The 26384-nt window shown below is 43.1% G+C and carries 18 protein-coding genes; 7 read left to right on the top strand and 11 right to left on the bottom strand.

Translation table 11 applies throughout. From position 1 onward, the window contains the following. Positions 1-39: 39 nt before the first annotated feature. Positions 40-510, top strand: a complete 471-nt coding sequence (locus IEY13_RS11580; protein WP_188952129.1) for an SET domain-containing protein — start codon at positions 40-42, stop codon at positions 508-510. Between the two features lie 124 nt (positions 511-634). Here IEY13_RS11580 and IEY13_RS11585 read toward each other — a convergent pair whose 3' ends face one another. Continuing rightward, the gene (locus IEY13_RS11585; RefSeq protein WP_188952130.1) at positions 635-1282 is read right to left on the bottom strand and encodes a helix-turn-helix transcriptional regulator; all 648 of its coding nucleotides are present in this window, start codon (positions 1280-1282) and stop codon (positions 635-637) included. Positions 1283-1685: 403 nt separating this feature from the next. Here IEY13_RS11585 and IEY13_RS11590 point away from each other — a divergent pair, with 403 nt between their 5' ends. The 3 genes from IEY13_RS11590 (at position 1686) to IEY13_RS11600 (ending at position 5706) form a co-directional block, all read left to right on the top strand. Continuing rightward, on the top strand, positions 1686-2957 hold the full coding sequence (locus tag IEY13_RS11590; RefSeq protein WP_188952131.1) for a sensor histidine kinase: 1272 nt from the start codon (positions 1686-1688) through the stop codon (positions 2955-2957). 91 nt (positions 2958-3048) lie between these two features. Further along, entirely contained in the window at positions 3049-3600 is a 552-nt protein-coding gene (locus IEY13_RS11595) for a hypothetical protein (RefSeq protein WP_188952132.1), read from the top strand. Between the two features lie 192 nt (positions 3601-3792). Next, positions 3793-5706: a TonB-dependent receptor plug domain-containing protein gene (locus IEY13_RS11600; RefSeq protein ID WP_188952133.1), complete on the top strand. Its 1914-nt coding sequence runs from the start codon at positions 3793-3795 to the stop codon at positions 5704-5706. 3 nt (positions 5707-5709) lie between these two features. Here IEY13_RS11600 and IEY13_RS11605 read toward each other — a convergent pair whose 3' ends face one another. The 3 genes from IEY13_RS11605 to IEY13_RS11615 form a co-directional block, all read right to left on the bottom strand. After that, positions 5710-6519 carry a DUF4249 domain-containing protein gene (locus IEY13_RS11605; protein WP_188952134.1) on the bottom strand — a complete coding sequence of 270 codons (810 nt, stop codon included), beginning with the start codon at positions 6517-6519 and terminating at the stop codon, positions 5710-5712. Between the two features lie 5 nt (positions 6520-6524). After that, complete coding sequence (locus tag IEY13_RS11610; RefSeq protein ID WP_188952135.1) at positions 6525-8837, bottom strand: TonB-dependent receptor; 2313 nt, start codon at positions 8835-8837, stop codon at positions 6525-6527. A gap of 145 nt (positions 8838-8982) precedes the next feature. After that, the gene (locus IEY13_RS11615; RefSeq protein WP_188952136.1) at positions 8983-9798 is read right to left on the bottom strand and encodes a DUF4249 domain-containing protein; all 816 of its coding nucleotides are present in this window, start codon (positions 9796-9798) and stop codon (positions 8983-8985) included. Positions 9799-10043: 245 nt separating this feature from the next. Between IEY13_RS11615 and IEY13_RS11620 the strand changes: the two genes are divergently transcribed. After that, entirely contained in the window at positions 10044-10343 is a 300-nt protein-coding gene (locus tag IEY13_RS11620) for a DUF6496 domain-containing protein (RefSeq protein ID WP_188952137.1), read from the top strand. 181 nt (positions 10344-10524) lie between these two features. Next, positions 10525-13341 (top strand): glycosyl hydrolase, encoded by a 2817-nt coding sequence (locus IEY13_RS11625; protein ID WP_188952138.1) that lies wholly within the window; start codon positions 10525-10527, stop codon positions 13339-13341. A gap of 33 nt (positions 13342-13374) precedes the next feature. Here IEY13_RS11625 and IEY13_RS11630 read toward each other — a convergent pair whose 3' ends face one another. From IEY13_RS11630 to IEY13_RS11655, 6 genes are all read right to left on the bottom strand, one after another. After that, positions 13375-13746 (bottom strand): hypothetical protein, encoded by a 372-nt coding sequence (locus tag IEY13_RS11630; RefSeq protein ID WP_188952139.1) that lies wholly within the window; start codon positions 13744-13746, stop codon positions 13375-13377. A gap of 116 nt (positions 13747-13862) precedes the next feature. Continuing rightward, positions 13863-14894, bottom strand: coding sequence for a DUF8428 domain-containing protein (locus tag IEY13_RS11635; RefSeq protein ID WP_188952140.1), 1032 nt, complete (start codon positions 14892-14894; stop codon positions 13863-13865). A gap of 50 nt (positions 14895-14944) precedes the next feature. Further along, positions 14945-15958: a PorP/SprF family type IX secretion system membrane protein gene (locus tag IEY13_RS11640; protein WP_188952141.1), complete on the bottom strand. Its 1014-nt coding sequence runs from the start codon at positions 15956-15958 to the stop codon at positions 14945-14947. 16 nt (positions 15959-15974) lie between these two features. Further along, on the bottom strand, positions 15975-22655 hold the full coding sequence (locus IEY13_RS11645; RefSeq protein ID WP_188952142.1) for a putative Ig domain-containing protein: 6681 nt from the start codon (positions 22653-22655) through the stop codon (positions 15975-15977). A gap of 123 nt (positions 22656-22778) precedes the next feature. Then, positions 22779-23462: a sensor histidine kinase gene (locus IEY13_RS11650; RefSeq protein WP_188952143.1), complete on the bottom strand. Its 684-nt coding sequence runs from the start codon at positions 23460-23462 to the stop codon at positions 22779-22781. Between the two features lie 31 nt (positions 23463-23493). Beyond that, positions 23494-24123: a LuxR C-terminal-related transcriptional regulator gene (locus IEY13_RS11655; RefSeq protein WP_146835149.1), complete on the bottom strand. Its 630-nt coding sequence runs from the start codon at positions 24121-24123 to the stop codon at positions 23494-23496. Between the two features lie 637 nt (positions 24124-24760). Here IEY13_RS11655 and IEY13_RS11660 point away from each other — a divergent pair. Next, positions 24761-25405: a response regulator transcription factor gene (locus tag IEY13_RS11660; RefSeq protein WP_188952144.1), complete on the top strand. Its 645-nt coding sequence runs from the start codon at positions 24761-24763 to the stop codon at positions 25403-25405. A 20-nt stretch (positions 25406-25425) separates the two neighbouring features. Here the strand turns inward: IEY13_RS11660 and IEY13_RS11665 are convergent, their stop codons facing one another. Then, positions 25426-26304 carry a sensor histidine kinase gene (locus IEY13_RS11665; protein WP_188952145.1) on the bottom strand — a complete coding sequence of 293 codons (879 nt, stop codon included), beginning with the start codon at positions 26302-26304 and terminating at the stop codon, positions 25426-25428. Positions 26305-26384 lie beyond the last annotated feature (80 nt).

Here is a 26384-nt window from a genome sequence, read left to right on the forward strand (position 1 = left end):
ATTGTTGTTGTTTCAAAGGCAATACGTATCTTGCCCTATATGGAATTATCAGAGATACAGCTTGTAGTGAAGCGCTCTACCCTGCCTGATGCCGGAAAGGGCCTGTTTACCAAAAAAGCGATTGCCAAAGGAGCCAAAATAGCGGAATACACAGGTACCATAACCAAATGGAAAGAGGTGGAACACCATGACGGTGCCAACCCTTACATTTTTTATGTAAACAAAAACCATGTTATTGATGCCAATACGCACAAAGATTCAGTGGCACGTTATGCCAATGATGCGCGCGGACTGGTGAAGATAAAAGGCCTGGCAAACAATGCAGAGTTTGTAGAGGAAGGCGTTCGCGTATTTCTGGTTGCCAAAAAAGACATACCCAAAGGTTCTGAAATATTTGTGGGCTATGGCAAAGAATACTGGGATGTGGTGCGCTACAATATGCGTATTGATAAACAGCGTGCAGCAGATGCAGCAAAAGCAGCAAAGACTGCCAAAAAGAAAGCCAAGTAGATAAAACTATTGATAAGAATAAGGGGCTATGATTACATGGCCCCTTATTTTGTTTGCAAAAAAAAGGAGGCAAAAGCATTACTGCTGATGCCCCACTTTACTCTAACAACAAGGGGTATGCTAATTAATCGTACAGATTAAAATCTGCAACTATCTTGTAGATAAGCTTAATGCGTGAGTTTACATTCAGCTTTCTGAAAATTCGTTTAAGATGCTCGTTTACGGTATGGTGTGAAATAAACAGCGCCACTCCTATTTCTTTGTTGGTGTACCCTTTCAATATCAGTTTTATAATTTCTGCTTCGCGTGGAGTAAGCATGTTGGTGCCTATTCGCCTGCCACTTTGCAACTGCTCGTGAAACAAAAGATCGAACAATTTCCGCTGCACATCAAAGGCAAGAAAACTTCGTCCTTCACCAATATGCTGAATACAATCTTCCAGTACCCGTTGTGAAAAAGGCTTTTTAAGAAAGCCGGTAACGCCGGCCTTTACTGCCCGCAACACCAGCCGCTCGTCATTAACCGTTAGCATAAACACCAGTTGTATAAAGCTAAACTGCTTTCTGATGCTTGCAGCCAGCTGCAATGCCGGCCCCTCTTCTGCTACCCCTATAAACACCAGATCAGCCATTTTTTGTGCATCAGCCAGTTGCTGATATTCTTCAATGGTTGAACACTCAAAAACAACCAGGCAATCTTTCCGGTCCTGCAAAAAGGTTTTAATTGCCAGTACAAACGTCTCATTCTTTTCAACAATTCCTATGTATATCATACAAAATATTAGCATATCTCCTGTTCCGATGCGGAGCAGGAAGTTTTACAGGAAGTACGAAAAGAGATTAAACGTTTTTATGCAGTTAAAACATCCAATAATTTCATTACCAGGCGCTGCTATGAAAAACAGCTGTTTAAATGGTATTTTCATCCGGAAATTCTAATAAGGTTTAAGGCGCTTTACCCATTCAATAATCAGTCAAACATATAACGATATTTTGTTTTTGAGTTACCTTATTCAAGGTATTTTAAAAGTGAATTATTTTATATTAAATTATCACATGTGTTAAAACAGCGGAACCGCATGATATACAGCACTGTATTAAAAATGTGGAAAATCGTTTTTTTACACTATCTTTTAACCGACTTTAGCGTTTTTTATTGTTTTTTGACAGTACCTCATGTGGCAAATTGTAAGAAAGTGGATTAATACCGGAGCGTCAAACGAACTGGATTTTATAAAAAATACGCGTATCAGAATTATTAACCTGGCCTCTTTACTGGGCGGCTCGGTTTCATTCCTGTTCAGCATTATCAATGCCATCAGTGGCAATTACCTGCTGGCGGGTATTAACATTGCCACTCTTTTATCGCTGATTGGACTATTGGTTTGTAATGCCCGCCAGAACTTTTTAAAGGGGCCCGCCATTATTATGGTGGTTATTTCTCTGGTTTTATGCCTCAACGGTCTTTTGTTTAACAACAACATGGAGTTTTACGTACTGCTGGTGGTTTGCCTGGGGCTGGTACTGTTTGATAACCTGAAGATTATTCTGGCAATTATATTATTGAACAGCCTGTTTTTTTTGATTACCCACCTGGTGGCTCCATACACCAGCATACAACCCGCTACAGCGCAGAGACAGTTTTTAAACCTGGCCATATGGCTGGGGCTGTTATTAAGCTGCCTGTATTCGTTCAAAAAACAAAGTCTGGAATACCTTACGCACCTGGAAGCAGCTAATGAAAACCTGAAAGCGAGTAACCACGCAAAGGAAAAGTTGTTTTCTATTGTGGCACACGATATGCGATCGCCCCTTAACTCATTAAGCGCTACGCTGGAGTTACTGGACAACGAATACATTACCCAGGAAAAATTCAGGGAGCTGAGTGGCCTGCTGGCTAACCAGACCAAGCACCTGAACGAGAACATGGAGGTACTGCTGAAATGGGCGCACAGTCAACTGAAAGGCATTGAAGTACATGCCCAGAAAATAGATGCCTGTACCCATATTGCAGAAATTTTAGCGCTGTTGCAACCACTGATGAAGTTTAAGAACATTGAAACAACATGGAATTGTGACAGTCCGGTATGGGTATTTGCCGACAGCGAACACCTGAAACTGATACTACGTAACCTGATAACCAATGCCATTAAATTCAGCTACCCCGGCGGCCGTATTGAATTGATAGTGAACCACAACAGCGGCAAACAGGTATGGATTCAGGTAAAGGACCATGGTATAGGTATCAGCGCTGCCGCACAGGCAGGCTTATTTACCAATGTGGTAAATGCCTCAGCGCCAGGCACCAGCAATGAGAAAGGCATAGGGCTTGGCCTTCAACTGATTAGAGAATTTATAACCCGCAACGGCGGCGTGATACTGATTAAAAGCGCGCCCGGCGAAGGAAGTACATTCAGCTTTTGTTTGCCCGCTGCAGACAGTTTATAATAATATTAACCATTACAACTCAACTTTTGCATCATTTTTCCTGTTATGAAAGGTATATGTAAAATATATCAACAACATAAAAACAGCACATATGGAAGTTGCAAAAAGAATAAGAGGAAATAGCACGGAAGAAATTTGGCAGCAGTTACAGGACGATTTTAGTACTTTAACTACCCTAAGTGATTATGCTGTTTTAATAGAACAGGAAAACCGGAATATAGAGCTTACCATGGGCGTACACCTGGGAGGCAGCGAGGAAGGCGGCTATGAGTATACAACCATAACAGCCCCGTTACATCCTGGCCACGATTTCTTTTTTACTATTTACCCGCAGGATGTTTTTACCGAAATAGGGAAACTGCTGGGCATGCAGGATATTAAAACCGGATACCCGGAATTTGATTCTCAGGTGATTGTGAAAACAAACGATGCCCTGAAGTTTAAAAAAGTATTTTCCAGCCGGGATACACGCAAGGTATTTGAGTCGTTATCAGGGTATTCCTTAAAAATAACTACTGAAAAAGGAAAAGGCAGCCAGCTGGAACTGAAAGTGCAACGTGCGCTTACAGATATTAGTGAGTTAAAAAGGGTATATAAGGCCTTTTACCAGATTTTGTCGCTCTGTGCGTACATCACCACGTAACCGTTAATTATCGTTATCCTTTTATTACCTTACCGGGTTGACCTTTTACCAGGGCAATCCGGTATTTTGTTGGTACCGGTCTGTTTACTTTATCGCCAACCGGACTATCTGCAAGTGCAAATGCCGCTCCCCTTCCCTACTGATGTATGCTTTAATGCTACAATTTTGCCGGCATAAACCAAACGACTTTTCATGTTCGCAAAATCAGCTTTGCCTGTTGCAGCCGGATTGCTTGTATCTATGGCGGCAATAGCCCAGGAAAAAAGCAGTGAGTTAGATCCTGTAACCATTACAGCCACCATAAACCCGGTAGCCAGCTCCAAAACAGGGCGTAACCTGTTTGTTTTAAAAGGAGAAGATATTGCCAAATTGCCCGTTCACTCATTGGACGAGGTATTGCGTTATATACCCGGCTTTGAAGTACAGGCACGCGGCCCCATGGGTGCCCAGAGCGATCTGGTACTGCGTGGCGGCACCTTTCAACAGGTATTGGTAGTAATAGATGGTTTACGGATTAACGACCCTAATACAGGACACTTTAACAGCTACATACCTGTGGTACCTGCTGAAATAGAACGTATAGAGGTACTGAAAGGCGCTTCTTCTGCTATTTATGGTTCAGATGCAGTGGGTGGTGTGGTACATATTATTACCAAAACATTTGCCTATACGGGCGTACCCTCTAAAAGCTTTTCCGGCGGCGTTACCGGAGGTGCTTATGGTTTACTGAATGCCAATGCCTCTGGTTATTACAGCAACGAAAAACTGGCCGTTAGCGCCGGGGCACAAACCAATAATGCAGATGGCCAGGCACAGCGCGGCATTGATGGCTATTTTCACCTGCATACCGTGTCTGCAGCTGCCAGCTATAAGCTGAACAACCAATGGAAAATTGCTTACCGCTCCAGCTTTGACAGCCGCAAATTTGCTGCACAGAATTTTTATACCTCTTTTGCATCAGACACTGCTGCTGAAAAGGTAACTACCTGGTGGCAGCAACTGGCGCTGAGCTATCATAAAAACAATAATCATTTTACCTGGCAAACCGGCTACAAGCATGTAAACGACCATTACGGCTACAATCCTTCTTCCATTGCCAACAACAGCAAATCAAAGCTGTTACAGTCGCTTGCTGTGTACGAGCATAGCTTTAATAATGACCTAAGCCTGGTTACGGGCGCCCAGTTTCAGCAAAAAGGTATATCCTCTAACGACAGGGGCAACCATACTGTTTATCAGGCAGCAGGCTTTGCCTCACTAAACGCTGCATTGAATAAACACTTTACCGTAAGCCCCGGCGTAAGGCTGGATTGGGATGAGGCCAGTGGCTACGAACTGGTGCCACAGCTGAACGCCAGTTACAAACAAGGCAGTTTTCAGGTAAGGGGTAGTGCAGGTAAAACCATACGCAATGCCGACTTTACAGAGCGCTATAATAACTATAACAAAACACTGGTAACAAGCGGAAGAATAGGAAACCCGGACTTATCGGCTGAACGTTCTTTCAGCTATGAGGCAGGTGCCGATTACTTTGGCAAAAACTTCCGGGTATCTACCACTTTGTTTCAACGCAGACATAGCGACCTGATTGACTGGTCTACCACTGCTTATGCAGATATGCCCCGGAAAGAAAACCTGAGTGCTACCGGTACTTACGCCCTGGCCCGCAACATTTCTAAACTGATAACCAGCGGCTGGGAAACAGATGTACAGTGGATATACACTATGAACAACCAGCGCAGCTTTACAGCCAATGCCGGTTTTATATGGCTGAACTCAGAAACCAATGCAGGCTTTGCTTCTTTTTATACCAACTCGCACGCAAAATTTATGGTCAATGGCTCGCTACGCTACAGTACGCCATTGTTTGCCATTAGCGTAAACGGTTTGTACAAAACCCGCGAAGCACAGGCAGCTGCCAATATTAAAGGGCAGATAACCACTGAATACTTTGTAGCCAGTGTAAAAGCCGATGTATTTGTAATTAAAAACAAACTGAGCGTATACGCAGAAGCAGATAACGTATTTAACAGGTCTTATGCCGATTTGCTGGGCGCTCAGATGCCGGGCCGCTGGTTAATGGGCGGTATAAGGTTTACATACTAACCGTTATTTAACCACCACCTTTTTATACTGTGCGGTGTGTGCGCTGAAATAACCCAGCGCCCCACCCTGCAGATTGGTAACGGGATTGGCAGGCGTGGCCATGATATCTTCGCCACTGGCACTTGCCTTTACACTGTACCAGTACTTATAAATAACAGGGTCGATACTTTGCATTTCCACCTGCACGGTATCGCCCTTTTTTATTTCGGCGGAATAGCTATCTGCAAAATTACCTTCGTACAAAAGCGGATACGTTACTGCTGTACCATTGTTAATACGATCATCTGCCACATATACAATACCGGCCTTTTTACGGTTAATGGTTTGTACAAAATTGTAGTAATTAGCTTCTCCGGCAGGATCGGCATATTGTACATTGGCCACATAGCGCCTGCTACCCGAAATGGATTCTGTAGTAATAGTAAGCCCATCCATATTCACCTTCGCCGGCATTTTACAGGAAGCGGTAAACAGGTTACCCTTTACGTTTACTGCAAGATTGTATGTTTTACCGGGCACACCTTTATATGTTTGCTGATATACCCCTTTGGATATACGCCTGAGGCTAACAGCAGCACCACCTTCTTCTGTAACAGTTACTGATGCACTATCAACCCCTATAAAAGCAGTAGCATCACTTACATTCTGGCTTAACGATACAAGTACACTACAGTAGCCATTGTTATCAATTTTACCTTCTATTACGTATACAGGAGCAGCATTTTCAAAGTCAATATCTATTGCTTTGCGGCAACTTATGGCAGCACAAAACAGGGTGGGCAGTGCCCACAATTTTTTCAGGGGGAATATCATAGTTATTAAAATTTAAAATCGCATGATATAGATGGTACGTATTTGAATAATGAAACCTGTATAGCTTCTGTTTTACCCGGAGTTGTTTTACTCTGCCGGAAAAACAGAGAATATGCGTTTTCGCGGCCGTAGGCATTGTATACACCAAAAGTAAGATCAGCTTTCAGCCTTTTTTTACGTATGATGTGTGCACTGGCGCTTACATCTAACCGGTGGTAAGCAGGCATGCGGTATCCATTGCGCTCTGTATAATAATATACCACCCGGTTATTGATAATATATTTTCCTGCAGGCAGTGTAACAGCATTTCCTGTGTAAAACACCCAGGAAGCTGAGAGCGACCAGCGTTGCCCCAATTCGTAATTAGTTACCACGGATACTTCATGGGTTCTGTCCTGCCGGGCATTATACCACTGGTTATTATTAATACCATCAATCTGGCGCTCGGTTTTAGATAAGGTATATCCTACCCAGCCGGTAAACTTACCCTTCTTCTTTTTAACAAGTGTTTCAATACCATACGCCCTGCCTTTTCCGTATAGCAGTTTTGACTCTAATGCCTGATTGTCCAGAATATCCGCACCATTTCTATAATCAATCTGGTTTTGCATGGTTTTGTAATACACTTCGGTAGTTAGCTGCCATGTATTATTTCCCAGGTTTTTGTAGTAGCCGGCACTTACCTGATCTGCTATTTCAGGACGGATAATATTGGTACTGGCTACCCATCTGTCAGTTGGTGAAGAAGCGGTAGCGCTGGCAATCAGATGCAGGTTTTGTACAGTTCTGGAATAAGATGCTTTAACAGAAGAACCAGGATTTAACTGGAAGCTTGCTGATAAACGAGGTTCGGCATTGATGTAAGTTTTTACCACCTCACGTGTACCATAACGCATAGTATCGGTAACGTGTCCCTGCGGATTTAACTGGTAAAAGTCGCCACGCCCGCCAAGGATACTGAATCCTGTAAGCCTTACCCCGTAGCTTATCTGCCATTTATCGCCCGGCGTCCATTCATTATTTACGTACAACGCATTTTCTACTGAATGTCTGATAGGCTGATTGGTTTTATTGATAGCACTTTTTTGCAGCGACTGAACATTGCCCGGCAAAATGCTGCGGAAGGCAGACGACCCGCCGATATATATTTTATTACGATTATCCGGCGTAAATATCCATTCTGTTTTACCACTGAGATCTTTAATACGGGAAGCGATATTGATATTATAATTGGTTTGCGCTACACCTGCTGTATAATTAAAATTGCTGTAGCTTACGGCAGTATTAGTAACCAGCTTATTACTGAAATGATGGTTCCAGTGAACAGAACCGAGACGATTGCCCCAGGCGATATTGAAAAGGCCTGACAGACTTAACAAATCGTGCCCGCTGTAAGCAGCAACGCTTATTTTGTCGTTTTTACCTAACGACCACGAGAACTTAGCATTCACATCGTAAAAATTCATTTTATTGCTGTTGATAGCTGAATCTTTAGACAGCTTCAGAAACATGTCTACATAAGTACGGCGGCCTGAAATAAGAAAGGAAGACTTATCTTTTGTAATGGGGCCTTCCACACTTAACCGGGTAGAAATTAAACCAATACCTCCATTTACTTTCCAGGACTGATTATCACCATCGCTGGTACTGATATCCAGCACAGAAGATAACCTGCCACCATACTGCGCCGGCATACTTCCTTTATACAGCGATACTTCTTTAATAGCATCTGCGTTAAACACAGAAAAGAAACCCATAAAATGCGAAGCATTATATACAGGTGCGCCATCCAGCAATACCAGATTCTGATCGGCGCTACCACCTCTTACATAAAATCCGCTGTTGCCATCTCCGGCAGATTTAACGCCCGGCAGTAATTGTAATGTTTTTAATATATCGCGTTCGCCCAGCATAGCAGGAAGGTTACGGGTATCTTTGAGCAGAAATTTTTCGTAACCTGTTACGGGCTGCATTAAATGACTTCCCCTGGTTGATTTAACAGTAACCCGGCCCAGCTCGTTAGGCACTTCAGAAAGCCCTACGTTAAGGCGTGTATCTTTATCTATTTCTACCTCCAGGGTTTGTAAACCATAGCCTGTTCCATCCACTGCTATTGTATGTTTACCTTGTGTAAGCGGCAGCGCATAGTAACCATTTTTATCGGCAGTAGCCGCTGCACCCTGCTCCATAGCTTTTACAGAAGCATAAGGTAGTGTTTCACCTTTTTCGGAGGTAATAAGACCAGTAAGCAGGTATTGCTTTTGAGCAGCGGCCTGTAACGTAACCATTACTATTACAGCCAGTAAACAACATTTCATAGACGGAAGATTATTACCAAAGAATCTGTTGCAAACCTAGACTGAATTATAGGGAAGCCTCTTAAATACAGATTTAAAAAAACTCCATATACAGCGAAACAGCTTAAAATTTAATAAAGCGCAATGAGAAGATTATCCATCCTTTTTAAGGCAGGAGTATTACGCGGATAGAACGGCTGGTAAATGCACTGAAATAGCCCAGTGCGCCGCCGCTTATATTAGATACAGGATTGGCAGGAGTAACAGCAGCAAACAACTGAGTGCCTGATACTGTGCTTAAGCTGTACCAATACCTGTACATACCCGCATCAATACACTGCAGTTCTATCCGGACTGTATCTCCTCTGTCAATGTTTCTTTTTTCATTGTTATCGCTGTTCAGATAAAACAATGGGTACGCCACTGCTTTACCATCATTCAGTTTATCGTTGTTAACAAACACAGTACGCTCTTTGCGTTCGTTGACATATTGAATGAAGCGATAGTAGTTACCTGCGCCAACCGGATCTTTATACCATACGTTCGCAATCAGATGATCTGATCCCGAAACAGCCTCAGCGGTGAAATAAACAGAATCGGGCTTAACAACTACAGCAGGCATAACTGAAGTAGCTGTAAACTCCTGTTTATTAATTTTCACCCTTAAGTGGTAAGTATGCCCAGGCCTTCCTTTCATAGTGGAAGACTGGTACTCTCCTGGTTGTTTCTCAGATAAGATAACCGGTGCGCTATTATTATCACTGATGCTAACCGAAGCATTGCGTATAACCGCAAAACTGTCAGCACCGGCAACAGGGGCAGTTGCAGAGAGTAAAACCCGGCATATACCATTGTTGTTAATAGTAGCCTCAATTACATACCTGGGCGCTACTTCATTCAAAGCAACATCCACCACTCTCTCACAGGATAAAAGACTTACATATACACATATGGCATACAAGCAGAACGTCAGGAATTTCATGCACTACGGCATTAAAGAGGATATCGGAAATGAATTACAAACAAACTTAGCAAGCGCTGACCTAAGTTAAGCTTAAATATTCATTTAAAAAATAATGCCGTTATTTTCTATTAATCAGGTTTAAAGGTAGTGTGTAAACGTTTACACATTACCCCCTTGGTTGCGGGTACACCCGCCTGTGGCAGCATATTTGCGCCATTATAAACTGATCACTAACCTATTCATTAATCTGAAACACTACAATTATGGCAAAGTATTCTGAAAAAAGCCAGAACAAGGTAGCTACCGCCATGCGTGAGATGAAGCAGGGCAAATTAAAAAGTGGCCGCAGTGGTAAAAAAGTAACCAACCCCAAACAGGCTGTAGCCATTGGATTATCAGAAGCGCGGGAGGAAGGTGCGCGGGTTCCGGCTAAAGCCGCTGCAAAAAAAACTGCCCGAAAGAAAGTAGCGAAGAAAAAGACGGCAAAGAAAACCGCACGGAAAGCTGTTGCAAAAAAGACGGCACGTAAAAAAACTGCCCGTAAAAAAGCCGCAGCGAAATAAAAGGGCTTTAAACCATGATTTACAGATAGCTTTTATTTGCGCTATCAACAAGATGAATGTGGCAACAAACAGCCTGCTTTACTAAAGGCAGGCTGTTTTGTTAACATGACACTACAGGATAGTATTTTTGCAGGGGGCAACTACATTAGCCTTTTACATTTTTGCACCTTAAATATATCGGATGCTTGTTACCTTGAAACAATCGTGTACCGGGCTGTTAACAGCTACATTGTTAATTTACTCTTCCGTTTATGCGCAGTCTTCAAAAGCCGTAACCCAAACACCCTGGCCAGCAGTAGTTAAAGAAAATAAGCCGTGGACCAGGTGGTGGTGGATGGGAAGTGCTGTAGATAAATCCAATATCAGCCGCCTGCTGAAAAACTATGCAGCAGCAGGTATTGGCGGGGTTGAAATTGTGCCTATTTATGGTGCTAAAGGCTATGAAAGCCAATACCTGAACTATCTGAGCCCACAATGGTTTGCCATGGTAGACTACAGCGTTACTGAAGCAGCTAAAAACAATATGGGTACAGATATAGCTGTAGGCACAGGATGGCCCATAGGAGGCCCGCAGGCTGGCATAGCAGATGCTGCCACCTGTTTGTTAATACAGAAGTATACGCTGAAAGCCGGAGAAAGCCTTACAAAACCGGTTAAGATGGATAACCCAAAACAGACCAACCTGCCTGGAGTAACCCTTCAGGCGCTGATGGCTTATGATGATAACGGGAATACCCTGGATGTTACCACCAGACTAAACGCAGATGGTACACTAAACTGGAAGCCGGAAACCGGAAACTGGGAGCTATATGCAGCTTTTGCAGGTAAAACGCTGCAGCAGGTAAAACGTGCCGCACCCGGTGGTGAAGGATATACACTTGACCACTTTTCAAAAACAGCCCTTCACAACTATCTTAAAAAAACGGATAGCGCCTACGGCAACACCTCGCATGGAATACGCAGTTTTTACAACGATAGCTACGAGGTATATGGTGCCAACTGGACAGCTGACTTTTTTACCGAATTCCGGAAAAGACGTGGGTACGACCTGAAGCCTTATTTGCGTGAACTGACCGGCCCCTCTGTTACAGACAAAGTGGCCCGTATTAAATGCGATTACCGCGAAACCATGGCGGATCTGATGCTGGAAAACTTTACACATACTTTCAGCAACTGGGCGCATGGCAAAAAATCGCTTTCGTTAAACCAGGCACATGGTTCGCCGGGTAACCTGCTGGATTTGTATGCAGGCGTGGATATTGCTGAAGCAGAAACCTTTGGCAGCAGTAATTTCCGTATTCCTGGCCTGAGGCGCGACAGCGCGGATGTACGCAATGTAGACCCCGACCCTAACATGTTGAAATTTGCCTCTTCTGCTGCGCATGTAATGGGGCACCCGCTTATTTCGTCCGAAACCTTTACCTGGCTGACTGAACATTTTAAAACCAGCTGGTCGCAGTGCAAACCAGAAGTTGAACAGGTTTTTCTGAGCGGTATTAACCATGTATTTTTTCATGGTACCACCTACTCTCCTTCCAGCGCCCCTTGGCCCGGATGGTTGTTTTATGCTTCGGTAAACTTTGTTCCTTCCAACAGCCTTTGGCCGCATGTAAACGGACTGAACGATTATATTACGCGCTGCCAGAGTGTATTACAAGCAGGTAAACCCGATAACGACATTTCTATATACTGGCCGGTATTTGACGCCTGGCAAAACCCGAAAGGGCTGGATATGCCTTTAAAAGTGCATGATATAGATGAATGGCTGCATCCCACCCCTTTTTATGCATTGGTAACCGGATTGCAAAAACGCGGATATTCTCTTGATTTTATCAGTGACCGCATGTTGCAACAGGCACAGGGCAAAAACAACCGTTTATCAGTAACTGACAGCGGATCAATATATAAAGTATTACTGGTACCCAGGGCCACTTATATGCCAACTACTACGTTTGAGCAATTGCTGCGTTTAGCCAGCGAGGGCGTAACAGTTGTGTTTGAGCAATTGCCCGAAGACGTGCCTGGTTTGCATAACACTGACGAACAAAGAGCAGTGCTGAAACAGTTAAAAACGAAACTGCAGTTTACCACGCTTACCTCAGGTATACAGGAGTATAAAACCGGCAAAGGACGTATTCTGTTACATAAAAATGTGGAAGAAGCCTTAAGCAGTGCGCAGGTGTACAGAGAAAAGATTGCAGACAGCGGTTTACAGTTTATCCGCCGGGCAGACAATAATGGGAAATACTATTACATAGTAAACCATACCAGCAGTGCTATTGACCAATACCTGCCGTTTGAAAATATACAAGGCAGCCATGTATTAATTATGGACCCGCAAACCGGTAAATACGGCAGAGTGCTTACCAATAACAACGGTTCAGCTGTGCGTGTACAGATAAAATCCGGTGAAGCCATTATTATAAGAACCAGCAAAAAAGCCTTTACCGGAATGGGGGTATGGAGCTATGTAAACGCACAGGAAAAACCAGTTATACTGAATAACGAATGGCAGCTGCGTTTTACAGAAGGCGGGCCGGTGCTGCCTGCTGCTAAAACAATGGCTTCTCCTGTACAATGGTCTTCTTTTAGCGATACCACAACACAGAATTTTTCCGGTACAGCGGCTTATTCCACCAGCTTTACCCTACCTAAAGGCAAACTGGCAGATGACTATATACTGGCCCCCGGAAAAATAAACGAAAGCGCCAAAGTTTGGGTAAACGGAAAATATGCCGGCCAGTTATGGAGCATACCTTATGAGCTGAGAATTGGGAAATGGTTACAGCCTGGAAAAAATACTATACGGCTGGAAGTGGCCAATCTGATGGCCAACCGTATCAGATATATGGATCGCAATGGTATTACCTGGCGCAACTATCATGAAATAAACTTTGTGAATATCAACTATAAAAACTTTGATGCTTCCGGCTGGCAGGTACAGCCATCGGGCATGGAAGGCCCGGTGCAACTGATACCGGTAAGTGTTCAACATTAAAACATAAAAAGAGCGGCAATTGCGCCGCTCTTTTTATATTCCTTTTACAAATTCTTTGTAGTAATACTTTTCTCTTACAACAGCACCATTGTGCCAGGTTTGAACAGATACCGTTCTTAAAACAAACACCCTGTTATCTTTATAAGTGTAGGTATTTTCCCATTCACTCAATACTACCCCTGTATCTTCATTCACTGCCTGATTCAACAGTTTGGTATGTACATCCTTTAACTTAGACAAATTGTTTTTTTCAACCGATATGCAATTGGTTTTGCCTACGCGGGGTGCCTCCTCATTGTCCTGCATTTCTACATTATCGGCGTAATAGATTTCCATTCCCCGGATGGTTTCCCCGTTCAAAATTAAAAAGTTCAATTGCTGTACCAGTTCTTTTATAGCTGCCATAACTCACAAATCTTAGCAATGAAAAAAAGTACCTGGCAGGTGCTGAAGTTCTGCCAGGTGGTTGATAAACAAGGGGAAGGGGTTTGATATACTAACTCGTTTCTCTATACTCTTTTTTAGAATGGGAATGCTTTGGTACCTCTTTTCAAAAACTGACGTCCTTCACCTATTTTACTACCGAGGTAATAGATTTCTGCTTTGTACTCTCCTGAACCAAAACGGGAAGTTTGCTGCCAGGTATATTCTACTTTGTTATCGCCGTTTTTATCGTAATACTTCATCACCTTGGTAGTGTACACCTTTTGTACGCCTGCACTTTGCATGGTGCTGTTAGGATCTGAATCGGCTGAGCCTTTAGATCCCGCAGGAGCGTTAGGCCCAGACAGAACTACCTGCAACTCTCTGTTTCCGGATGCAATCAATGAGTCTTTCCGGAGATTGAAAGACACTTTCAGGCTGGCGGTATACTTGGATAAAGCTCCTACTTTCTCTGCACCATCGGGAGACACCGGAACAATAGCCACTTCTACAGCCTGCAAGCGTCCGTTGTTAACATTCGGGTTCGCTAACGGTGAGGCTTCTCCACCAACCAGCTTCATAGGCCTGGTACTTACCAGAATAGTATCACCACTAACTATTTTCATTTCTCCACCACTGGCCATCAACTCTCTGTTCTCAGCTTTGAGCGCCTCCACTTCTTCCATTAACTCTTTAATACGCGCACTCAGTTCCTGAATTTTAGCACGTGCTTCGTTCAGATCACTGTCCTTCTCGCGCACAATACGGTCGAGATCGGAGTTAAGGTTGTCAATTTCTTTTTTCTTATTCGTTAACTCGTTCTGTAAGTCCATGTTAGAACCATTCAGCGAGTCCATTTTTTGCAATACTTTGTTGTATTCTTCACGCAGCAGGTTGCGGGATGAATCAAACTGTACCTGAGCTGCCGCCCATTCATTCTTGGTTTTGAACTTATCGTACACTACCCAGCCTCCTACAGACAAAAGCAAAAGCAGGAGCGCAACGCAGGCTATCATAAACACAGCTACGCGCTTTTTTTCTTTCTCCTCCTTAACAACACCACTGGTAGTCTCTTCTTCCTCCTGCACCAGCAGCTCGTCATTTTCCTCATTAAAGTCCAGATTAACCATAACCTGTTTTGTTTTTAATAATTGTTAGTGATGTTTTGGCAAAGTTAGCATCAGAACTGGGGCACCGCCTTACGCCCGTCATCATCTGGTCCAAAAAAGGTATAAATCAACGATAATTCAAAACTTCCATTCTTTTTAGCAGCAGCCTTCATACTTGTATTTACTATATCGTAAGTAAGCCCCATTTGAAAACTGTTAAACTGAAGTCCAATATAAGGAGATAAATTAGCATTGCTATACCAGCCCCCAAGATACAAACTCATATCGTTTTGTTCGGTAGGTAAGCCAAAAGAATATGCGCCGCCGGCTGAATAATTTAAAACACCCGCCTGCTGCTGAAAAAGACCGCTCAGGAAAACCTTGCTGTTATAACCCACCGGTAAAGAAGCACCCACTTCAAAAGCCATACGCGTAGGCAGTTTGGTAGTATTGGAGCCTAAAATAGATTCTTTAGGCTGTGTAATATGAAACATAGACAAACCTGCATAGTAGCTTTTTTCTTCGTCATCGTACTTATACAACAAACCAGCCGCTACATCCATATGGCTGGTAGAGCCGGATACAAAATTTTCGCCACTGGGCAGTTTGAGATCGAACCCATTATCGCTGAACTGGCTTGCAAAAGTAGCATTGGAAAGATCTACCCTGCGGGAAGCATACGTACCCTGAAAGCCTGCTGCAATTGTTTGAAAACCATCCTCATCTAACGCTTTATGATAAGCACCGGATATGGAGAAATAGTTGCTTTTTAACAAGCCGCCGGCTGATTTGTCAGTTAAAGCAGAAGCACCCAGCGCCCAATGGTCAAAATCGTTATATCCAAAACCACTGCCTTTAGTATCAAAGGCAATAGTGGAAGTAATAAAAGGCTCACCTGCCCCCCACCACTGACTTCTATGGTTGGCTATAACACGGGTTTTTCCGGAGAAAAAACCCGTAAACGCAGGATTCACCGTTGCCGGTGAACTGAAGTACTGCGAAAATCCAGGATCCTGGGCGCTTACTGGCAGCATGCTGCCAGTAAGAAGAGCCAGAATCACTAACCGTATGTTGATACTTTTCATTGTACAGTTTTTTAAATTATCTGAGCAATACAGAGTTACCACTCAGTCTAACCGGTTTACCATCCAGATCAATACCTTCCGCTACCCATGTATAAGTATCAAATGGTTGTTGCTTTCCTTTATACATACCATCCCAGCCTACACCATTGCCTGGTGTGCCTGCCTGTTTGGTTTCGTACATTAACACACCCCATCTGTTAAATACCCTGAAGTAAGTAATCTGAGGAATACCCACCGGAATCGGATATAATTTGTCGTTTACACCATCGTTATTAGGCGTAAATGCTTTAGGAACAAATATCTGGGCGCCGGCAAATATTCTAACCTGTTGGGTATCTACGGTAACACAACCTGCTTTGGTAGATATTTTTACTGTATACTCATCGCCTTTGGTAATTCTAAGCGTAGGCTGCTCCACATTGGCATCGCTTAAGCCTGTATTCATACCATCTTTAGAAGTCCACAAATAAGTATCACCTTTCGCCTGTGCTTTTAAGGTAACAGAACGTCCGTTGATACCGTTAACAGCTTCATAACGTTGTGCCGGAGCCGGCTCCTGAATAGTCACATTCACTGTTTTAATATCAGACAGATCAGGACATACTTTAGAAGTAGCTGTGAGGGTTATGGTTTTAGCACCCGCTTTGCTATAAGCAAACACAGGTTCTTTTTCTGTGCTGGCGTTATCTGCATCAAACACCCACTTATACAGAATTTCGCCACCACCTTCATCACTGTTATTTACAAAGTTTATATCCACATCACGGCAATAAGTATCGTAAGTAAAGTCTGCTTTCGGCTTCCTGGCATACTGTAATACTACCACCTCAGGAGCTTTGGTAGTACAACCCTCTGCACTTACCGCATCTACTGTATAGCTACCTTCTGCAGAAGGATAGTAAGTAAACTTAGTAGAATCCTTTACCAGAGCACCGTTTCTGTACCAGTTGTAAGATGAACCACCTGATGCTGTTAATGGCTTGCTGAAGCCTTCGCAGATAAGGGTATTGGCAGGTCTGTTCAGCTTAGCCGTTGGTATGGTATTCAGTTTAACGGTTAATGGCTCAGAAGTAGTTGCACATGAGTTACTTCCTGTAACTGTTACCGTATAATCTCCGCTGGTATTTACTGTGGTGGTTAAGCCTGTACCTCCGTTGCTCCAGGTATATACATATCCCGTACCGGCATTGGCAGTTAAAGTAGCCGTACCACCCAGACAAGGATTTATTGGCTGAATGCTTGCTTCAGGAGCTGGTAAAACAGTAACTGTTGTTTTGTCGGAACCTGCTGTAACAGGGTTATCATTGCCATTTGCATCTGATACGCTGGTAACAGTATAGGTAGTAGTGGTAGTTGGTTTTACTTTAAGCGGGAATGCTTTTTCGGTAATACCTTCTACTGTATAATTAGTAGTACCATCTGTATAGGTAAAGCTAAACGGAGCTGTACCGGTAAGATTGATGGTAAGGTTTGCTTCCGCATTTTCGCAAATAGTAGCCCCACCGGTAATTGTAGCATCGGCTTTTGCTATAACTCTTAAACTGATAGTTTCTTCATTACTGCTACCGAGACTACTTTCAGCTTTTACAGTAAATGTGTAAGGCGGATCTGACGGATCCAGCTGCGCTGCCACAGTAGGCCCGAAGGTGATAACACCTGTTGTTTCATCAATAGTTACTCCATCCGGTGCTCCGTAAAGCTTGAATACGCCCTGAACACCATTCCAGTTTACAGTTGGAGTAGTTGAAACCAGGGAAGAACCCTCTAACATATCGTAACCCTTTGTAGCATACAGCAGGTTAGACGGAACTTTACCTATTATTAATTTATAGGTAACAAAACCTTGCTTGGATTCTGTATTTGCAACTGCGATAAGAATGTCATAAGTGGCAGGTTCTGTAATGGAAGCCGCATTAAAACTCAATACACCTGTTGTTTTATCCAGCGAAACCAGTCCTGCCGGATAAGTTTTATTAGCCTCATCAATAGAACCGCTGCTGGTTGCACTGTTCCATTTTATAACAGGCGTGGCAGAAGTACCGGTACCCCCTGTTAAAATAGCCGTAAAGCCTGGCGTATAAGTAATGGTTGGTCTGCCCGGTAAAACAACAAGCTTATACGTGAAAGTATTGCTGCTACCAGTAAAGTTCACTGCTCTTATCTGTATGTTATACTCTCCAACCAGCAGATCATCCGTCCACAGAATATTACCCTCAACTGCATCCACACTAATACCTGCCGGTAAGGATGCTTTGTTTACTACTTCAAAACTTCCCTTATCGCTATGCCAGTTTACAGTAGGTTTATCAGACTGTCCGGCAACACCTGCATCAGTATTGATGTGATCAGGATCGTATTTCAGATCGGTTGGTGCCTGCCCATTGATGATTAAAGTATAAGTAGCAGTTGCAGCAGGTGCCTGACTGTTGGCAGCACTTACGGTAAGTACGTAAGGTGCACCCGCAGGTACAGTGTTATCCCAGCTGATTACACCTGATGTAGTATTTATGGTAACACCAGTGGGAGCGCCGCTGATGCTGAAAGTTCCTACCTCGCCCCTCCATTTTATAGCTGGCGTAGCTGAACTACCCACAGCACCTAATGCAATGCTAGCAGAATTGGGGGTATAGCTAAGACCTGTTGGAGCACCTTTAACTACATTTAAGGTAAACGGAGTGGTAAGCGATCCTACTCCATTAGTAACCTTAACAGTGAAAGGATAGGAACCAATAGCCAGGCTACCCGTCCAGCTGATTACACCTGTAGTACTGTTTATGCTGATTTCAGGAGAAACGGCAGGTGTTTCTATAGTATAAGTTCCCGAACCACCACCTAAGCTGACTACCGGATTACGGCTGTTACCCGCCTCGGTAAATATGGCAGTTTCGCCATTATCGTTGTAATAAAACTCAGTTGGAGCCGAAGCATTAATATTTATAGTAAACGTACCCTCTGCACTGCTGCCGATTGAGTTTTTAGCCCTCACCTTAACGGCGTAGGTACCAACAGCAAGTGTATTGCTCCAGCTTACTATACCCGTAGCAGGATCCAATGTGATAGCTGCAGGATAAGTACCTGATAATTCAAAAGTACCGGTTTCGCCATTCCAGTTACTTACCACAGGTGCTTCAGATGCTCCTGCAGTACCTGTGATAGCACCTTTGGAAGGCGGCGTGTAAACAGGAAGTTCCGGTGCGGTAGGTTTAATATTTAAGGTATAAGTGGTAGTAATACTTCCTTTGTTATTGGTGGCTCTTACAGTAACTGTATAAAAACCCGCCGCCAGATTGGCCGTCCAGTTGATTTTGCCATCTGCTGCATTAATACTCACCAAACCGGCAGCAGGCAGAGGACTAACGCTACTTATTGAGTAGGTGCCTATATGACCATGCCAGTTGATAACCGGTAAATCCGGAATAGTTCCTGCCATGCCGTAATCGGCACTATACGTAGTGGATGGAGCATAACTAAAGTTAGTAGGCGGCTCAGAATATATATTCAGAGTTACAGTAATGCTTTGAGAACCACGGGAGTTGGTGGCAACTACCTGAACAGGCCATGAGTTAACAGGTACACTGTTTGTCCACGATATGGCTCCGGTAGTTGGGTTTATAGTAATACCGCTTGAAATATCTGCCGGATTACCAATAGAGAATGTTCCGGTTTCTCCGTTCCAGTTGGGAGCAGTGGCCACAGCGGCGCTGCCTGCAGTACCAAAAGGCGCTTCAATGGGTGAATTATAGGAGAATGTTGAGGGAACAAGCGGACGTATATTTAATTCAAAACTTGCCTCATTGCTGAATCCAACGGCGTTTTGTCCCCTTGCTTTAATAGTATAAGTGCCCACTGCCAATGTAGAGGGCCAGGAAACAACACCTGTGGTAGTATTAATAGTAATACCTGCAGGCAAATCTGATGCGTTGGTAAGCGCATAAGTTACCGTGCTTCCATGCCAGTTTACAGTTGGCGCGGCTGTTGAACCTGCCGAACCAAAGTTTCCTAAAACAGGCGAAGCGTACGTTAAATCAGTTGGAGCCTCTGCTTCTACATTCAAAGTAAATGTAGCAGGTGCACTGGTTCCGGCAGTATTTGTTGCAGTTACCCGCAAAACATAAGGGCCACCAACTGGTATGGAGTTATTCCAGGTAATGCGGCCTGTATTTGTGTTAAGTGTAAAACCAGACGGAAGTCCTGTACTTGTTAAAGCAAATGTACCAGCTTCTCCATGCCATGACATGGCAGAAGACATATTAACACCGCCAATGTTACCATACTTTATAGTAAGCGGATTGGGCGCAGGATAAGAAAGATTGGTAGGTACCTGCGGCGATACCTTCAGCTCTATAGTGGTTTTTACCTCCCCTGCATCGTTAGTTGCCGCAACAACAATAGTATACAAACCAACAGCAACAGAAGAACTCCAGGTAACCTGACCATTTGCAGGATTAATGGTTATGCCAGGAGAAGCAGGCGACAAAGCAGATATGCTGAAAGTACCCGTTTGGCCTTTCCAGTCAACCCATACATCGCCACTTGTTGTAGTTCCCGTACTTCCGGCAGACGCATAAATGGCACCGTAAGGATTACTGAAATATGCCAGATCTTTAGGCACATCCGGCACCACTTTCAAAGTCATAAAAGCAGAAACTGAACCTGCGCTGTTTTCCGCTTTTACCTTTAAACGGTATTCCCCTACTGCCAATGTAGAAATCCATCCAATCTGACCAGTATTGGCATTGATATTAATACCGGCAACTGCTCCAGATTCAATGGTGAACACTACACCACCCCCACCATCATTTAATACCGGACTATTGGTAAAGGATTCTGTTCCATATGTAACAGAGATAGTAGTATCGGCTGATTTTACGGCGTAGGAAAGGTTTGTTGGAGCTACGACGAAAGTAAACTTAGGCCCCAGATACTGACTTCCTGTACCTGCAGTATACAATAATACATTTCCTGTATTTCCCGCACCCGCAGTTATCTTTACTGTGTTTTCATCAGCGCTTCCAAATATAGCAGATACACCGCCGATGGTTGCTTTATCAACACAACCTAACCCGGTGCCTATCAATGTAATATCTGTACCCTGAGTACCCGTAACAGGGGTCATGTTATTTACCACTACTTTGCTTATCTTGTTGATAAACACATCCACATTCGCACTACCCGCATTAACAGCACCCAGATCCGGGCGGGCATCGTTGTTAAAATCCCCTGCACAAACGCCAACTGGCTGACCGTTTGCTACACCGGTAGCTACGGCAACTGGAGTGTTATTAAAAGTAATAGTTCCCCCTGTTGTAGGGCTGGTATTTTTAAAACAATAAATTGCACTTGCTGCTGAACCTGCTATTACATCAACCTTGTTGTCTCCATCCAGATCTGTTAACGCAATGCGGCCCGCAAGATTAACAGCACCAGAAGGAGTTAACGTTGTGCGTGTAAAGGATATATTACCGCTTGAACTGATGTTACGCATAAAACTGATTACCCCGGAAGTGCCGCCATTTAACAAAGCGATATCCATAACACCATCCCCGTCCAGATCTCCCAGAGCCATACCCTGCGGATTTGTTCCTGCCGCAACCTGTAACCCATTACTAAATGCAATAGGATCGGTACTGGCATTGCCAGCAAAAGTATTTCTGAAAAAAGAAACTGTATTAGAAGTACTATTAGATACCGCCAGATCAACCTTTCCATCTCCGTCAAAATCAGCACTGGAAATATGAAAAGGACCAGAACCCGTTGTTACCGGAGTACCTTCCTCCTGCAAATCAATATTACCAACGGTTGAAATATTTTTTAAAAATTTTACGGTAGAACCATTTACTACTGCCAGGTCTGTTTTACCATCTCCATTAAAATCGCCTGATGTAAGCGCCAGAGCGCCGGAAAACCCTGTATAAACTGTAGCTGCAGAAAAAGAGATATTGCCGGTTGTACTAAGGTTACGATAAATAAGTAAACGTGAAGCAGTATTGTTAACAAATGCAATATCTGGTTTGCCATCTCCATCGATATCACTTACTACTGCACCATAATGTTGATGACTATTAGTCCCTGCTGGAAAATCCAGCGGGTATTTGCCTGCAAACGTAATATCACCTCCGGCAGTGCCGGTGGTGTTAAGAAATACATTAACGGAGAAATTATTAAATGTAACCAGATCGGGCTTACCATCCCCATCTATATCCATCGTATTAATGCGTGTTCCCGTAGCGCTTGAAGGAGAAGTAGCTGAAGATGAAAAAGGAGTTGCAGAGCTAAGAACGGAAGCGCACGTAGTATATATTGGAGTAAAAAACGACTTGCTGGAAGCCGTTAAACCACTTGTAGTAACGCTTACAGGACCATAACCAGCGCCTGCAGGAACAGTAACGTTTATTGATGTGGCGGTTGCATTGTTTACTTTAGCCTTTACCGGGCCAAAATACACAATGTTATTGGCAGCAGCTGCGTTGAATCCGCTACCAGAGATGGTAACAGAAATGCCTACCACCCCTGAAGATGGAGAAAAAGAATTAATAACCGGTTGAGACTTTGCTACAAAAGCAAAGCAAACGGCTAATACTACCCCAACGCAATACTTCCATATTACGCGACCAAACTGCCCTCTTTTGCCAGAACTATCATCCACTTCAGGCATTCCAGGCTCAGGCGTTTTAGCTACAGCGTTTAATTGTTCCATGTTACAAAGGTTTAGCGGCTGGTTTCAATAGGTACCCTATGGGTAAACTGAAAGCATCCCACTGTGCAAATAAATTTTTTTTATTGCATGTACAGCACCCCTGAAACAAGGGGCGCCATTAGTTTAATATGGTAAATCCACAACTACTACAGTACCCTTCCCCTCAATACTCTTTATATGTATGATGCCCTTATGGCACCTTACAAAATACTTTATGATTTCAAGCCCTAGTCCGGTTCCCTGAATATGCCCCACATTAGAGCCTCTTGCGAAGGAATTAAACAGGTTTTTCTTGTCGGCGCTGGTTATGCCAATGCCGGTATCTAATACTATAATGCGCCAAAGCGACGGTTGAAAAGACAACCGCAGCTTTGGCGTAGAATAATTGATATGATTGCAGGAATATTTGAAGGCATTATCAATTAATCCGTTTACAATATGCGTAAGCATAAAAGGATCAATTAATGCAGGCCTGGGCTCTCCCTTCACAGAAAAAAGAATTTTTTCTGCATGGCGCCCATGTAAAAACGACCTTTCTAATACCTCCCCGAGAAAAGATACCGGGTCTGCCATGGTTGGACTAAAGCCCGTTTGACTGTTTTGCAAACGACTCATAGCCAGCACTTTTTCCAACAGCAGCGCCATATCTGCCACTTCATCCATTATGCGCCGGGCATGTTTTTTCATGACTCCGGTGTCCATAATATCCGAACTAAGCAAGTAATCCAGTATCTCAGCACTGGTTTGCACGGTGGTTAGGGGTGATCTTAACTCATGCGACAATATATTCACAAACTTTACATCCATAATACTCCTCTGCTGTTACATGCCCAGGCAATTATCGCAGGAACACAGTAAGCAACTCTGCTTTAGAGTTGACGTTCATTTTTTTATAAATGTTTTTGATATGATCATTAATAGTAGTAACGGAAAGAGACAGCACATTGGCAATTTCTTTATAAGTAAACCCTTTCAGCAATTGCTCCAGCACATCCTGCTCTCTCTTTGTAAGAAACTTCAGACGGTAGGTTTTCTGGGGCTTCTCTTCATTTAAACGATCAATCAGAATATGGGCAATTTCAGGAGACAGCAATGCGCCACCATTTTTAACTACCTGAATATTTGACTTGATGTTGTTAATAGAAAAAGGCTTTAGCAGATAGCCGCGCGCTCCTTTGGTAATAGCATTCCATACAATGTCAGGATCGCTATTGCCGCTTAAAACTACCAGATGTGTGTTGGGAAGTGATTTTTTAAGAATAGGAATTGCTTCTAAACCTGAAATACCAGGCAGGCTGATGTCGAGAAAGGTAATGTAGGGCTCTTCTATCTGCATTTGACCTTCAGAAAGAAAGTGCTCTAAACTATGGTAAGAAAAACTCAGCTTAAACTGGCTGTCGTACTTGAAATAGTCTTGAAAATTTCCACGGATTTTGGGATCATCTTCAATCATGCCAATGGTTACCATACAATTTTTTTTGGTTTTTTCACGAATGGGGATATGGGAAATCAATTGATTTTAACACAAAGAATCATCTACACAGCGTTAGCCGTATGTTAAGATTACTTTAACAATACACGTAAAATTTAAAGTAGATGATTAACGTTTAATGAACCGGAAGGCCAGTTAAATGGGATTTTGGTTTTTGCATAGCGCTCTTTACTCAGAGAACTGCATCGTAGAAGCCCGAAAACCGGGGCTGCATACTGGGGGCGTACAGTTGACATCGTTTTAAAAGATTTAGATTGACAATAGTTTTTAAGGATTGGATTTGTATTAATTACCCTTGATTCAGGGGTAGCTTCATACTTATAACATAAATATAGGCACATAAATTTAATTCTCATACAATAAAACCTTCTGTAGTTCAAAATTTGCCGCAAATCCATTTAGCAAATTTTAACGTTTTTTGAATCAGAAGTCAGGGAACACATGACTTTGGTAACATTCCGGGGTATAATGTATTCAAGGGATAACATTGATAAAATCTATAAGATACAAAAACATATAGGTATCAAAACCACATTTGAAGTACCTGCTTCTACCTGATTTTTAGTTCCCGCTTATTTATTTGTATGTTTACGTTCAGCAATCAAATTCAGTAATGCATATTTTGATAGCAGATGACCATGCCATTGTACGACATGGAACAATGCTTTTTATACATGAATGGCTTCCTGGTGCCGCCATTTCTGAGGCGGATAATTTTAATAAAGTAGTGAAGATGCTGGGGGCAAGCCCATTCGATTTGCTGATACTGGATATTAATATTCCTGGCGGAAACAATCTTCAGATGCTGGATGTAGCCCGGCTAAAGCAACCAGGAATCAGAATTCTTATTTTCACCGCTTACGACGAGCAACTTTATGCTATCAGATATCTGCAGGCAGGTGCAAATGGATACCTGCACAAACTGGCATCGGAAGATCAGATAAAAAAGGCTATCGAAACTGTGTTAAGTGATGAACAGTACATGAGCCGGGAGGTAAAAGATGTGCTTGTACAAATGGTGATGACCAACGGTAAAAAAAATGCCCCCTCGAATCCCCTGCATACGCTATCTAACCGGGAAATTGAAGTAGCCCGTTTTCTGGTTCAGGGCTTTAGTCTTATAGAAATTTCACGCGCGCTGCATCTGCAGTTATCTACCGTAAGCACCTACAAGAACCGCATATTTGAAAAATTGAAAATCAGCAACTTAGTAGAACTTGTGGAGAAAATAAAGTTGTACGACAACTCTATTATATAAACAGCCAGCCTTCTTAAGTTTTATACATCCTGGTCAAATATAATAATGATAGTGCTGCCTTCTCCCATCCTGCTTCTTATTTCCAGCCTTCCGTCAATCATATTCAACAGGTGATGGGTAATTGCCAACCCCAACCCCGGTTCATAATCCATAGATTTACCGTGTAATTGCGCTGTAAGCTTTTCATCCATTCCTATTCCTGTATCCTGAACAGCCAGATGCACTCCCCGTTCAGTAATGAATGCTGAAAGAGTGACGGCTCCTTCCGCTGTAAATTTCACTGCGTTGTCTATTAAATTATGCATGATAATAGACAATAATTGCCTGTCGGTAGACATATTCATATTGGGGTGCACATGGTTATTAATCACACATCCCTTGGCAACAGCAATATCTCTAAAAATGGAAATTTTTTCATCCACCAACTCATGCAGATTGAATGTTGTGGTAACAGGTTTATTTTCATGCAGGTACAATTTCACATAAGCAAGCAGATTATCGGTAAACGCATACAAGTGATGCGAAGATCTATACATGCTATTTATAATTTCCCGTAGATTGCCATCCAGCTCCTTCCTGTTAAGCAATTGCCGCCCGGTTAGAGACATATATTTCAACGGGCTTTTAACACCATGTACAATTGCTGCGATGATCTTCTTCTGAAAATCAGATTTATACTGCCATTCCTGTTGCCTGCCCCTGATATCCCGTACAGTTGCCAGCAACTCTTCGTTATATAGTCTGATTGTATTATCCAGCTTTTTAACCTTACGTACGGAGTAATAGACATAAGCGGGAAATACAATACTATTGACTAACAAAATAGCCCAGCCCCAAAGCGGGAAGGAAACATTAAGAAAACTATTGCCGGAAGTACAAAATATGAAAAAGCTGTTCATTAATTAATAGTTATGGAATGGAAAACAGTACCGGCAAAAGGATGACAAATGTCATACAAAAAACCGTTGAACACTGTAGT

The organism is Filimonas zeae (genome assembly GCF_014641615.1).
In the GTDB taxonomy this organism is placed as follows: Bacteria; Bacteroidota; Bacteroidia; order Chitinophagales; family Chitinophagaceae; genus Filimonas; species Filimonas zeae.

What these genes read in the sequence shown, in the direction of transcription:
- IEY13_RS11580 (WP_188952129.1), top strand. Translation starts at nt 40, where the DNA reads ATGGAATTATCAGAGATACAGCTTGTAGTGAAGCGCTCTACCCTGCCT.
- IEY13_RS11585 (WP_188952130.1), bottom strand. Translation starts at nt 1,282, where the DNA reads ATGATATACATAGGAATTGTTGAAAAGAATGAGACGTTTGTACTGGCA.
- IEY13_RS11590 (WP_188952131.1), top strand. Translation starts at nt 1,686, where the DNA reads ATGTGGCAAATTGTAAGAAAGTGGATTAATACCGGAGCGTCAAACGAA.
- IEY13_RS11595 (WP_188952132.1), top strand. Translation starts at nt 3,049, where the DNA reads ATGGAAGTTGCAAAAAGAATAAGAGGAAATAGCACGGAAGAAATTTGG.
- IEY13_RS11600 (WP_188952133.1), top strand. Translation starts at nt 3,793, where the DNA reads ATGTTCGCAAAATCAGCTTTGCCTGTTGCAGCCGGATTGCTTGTATCT.
- IEY13_RS11605 (WP_188952134.1), bottom strand. Translation starts at nt 6,519, where the DNA reads ATGATATTCCCCCTGAAAAAATTGTGGGCACTGCCCACCCTGTTTTGT.
- IEY13_RS11610 (WP_188952135.1), bottom strand. Translation starts at nt 8,837, where the DNA reads ATGAAATGTTGTTTACTGGCTGTAATAGTAATGGTTACGTTACAGGCC.
- IEY13_RS11615 (WP_188952136.1), bottom strand. Translation starts at nt 9,798, where the DNA reads ATGAAATTCCTGACGTTCTGCTTGTATGCCATATGTGTATATGTAAGT.
- IEY13_RS11620 (WP_188952137.1), top strand. Translation starts at nt 10,044, where the DNA reads ATGGCAAAGTATTCTGAAAAAAGCCAGAACAAGGTAGCTACCGCCATG.
- IEY13_RS11625 (WP_188952138.1), top strand. Translation starts at nt 10,525, where the DNA reads ATGCTTGTTACCTTGAAACAATCGTGTACCGGGCTGTTAACAGCTACA.
- IEY13_RS11630 (WP_188952139.1), bottom strand. Translation starts at nt 13,746, where the DNA reads ATGGCAGCTATAAAAGAACTGGTACAGCAATTGAACTTTTTAATTTTG.
- IEY13_RS11635 (WP_188952140.1), bottom strand. Translation starts at nt 14,894, where the DNA reads ATGGTTAATCTGGACTTTAATGAGGAAAATGACGAGCTGCTGGTGCAG.
- IEY13_RS11640 (WP_188952141.1), bottom strand. Translation starts at nt 15,958, where the DNA reads ATGAAAAGTATCAACATACGGTTAGTGATTCTGGCTCTTCTTACTGGC.
- IEY13_RS11645 (WP_188952142.1), bottom strand. Translation starts at nt 22,655, where the DNA reads ATGGAACAATTAAACGCTGTAGCTAAAACGCCTGAGCCTGGAATGCCT.
- IEY13_RS11650 (WP_188952143.1), bottom strand. Translation starts at nt 23,462, where the DNA reads ATGGATGTAAAGTTTGTGAATATATTGTCGCATGAGTTAAGATCACCC.
- IEY13_RS11655 (WP_146835149.1), bottom strand. Translation starts at nt 24,123, where the DNA reads ATGGTAACCATTGGCATGATTGAAGATGATCCCAAAATCCGTGGAAAT.
- IEY13_RS11660 (WP_188952144.1), top strand. Translation starts at nt 24,761, where the DNA reads ATGCATATTTTGATAGCAGATGACCATGCCATTGTACGACATGGAACA.
- IEY13_RS11665 (WP_188952145.1), bottom strand. Translation starts at nt 26,304, where the DNA reads ATGAACAGCTTTTTCATATTTTGTACTTCCGGCAATAGTTTTCTTAAT.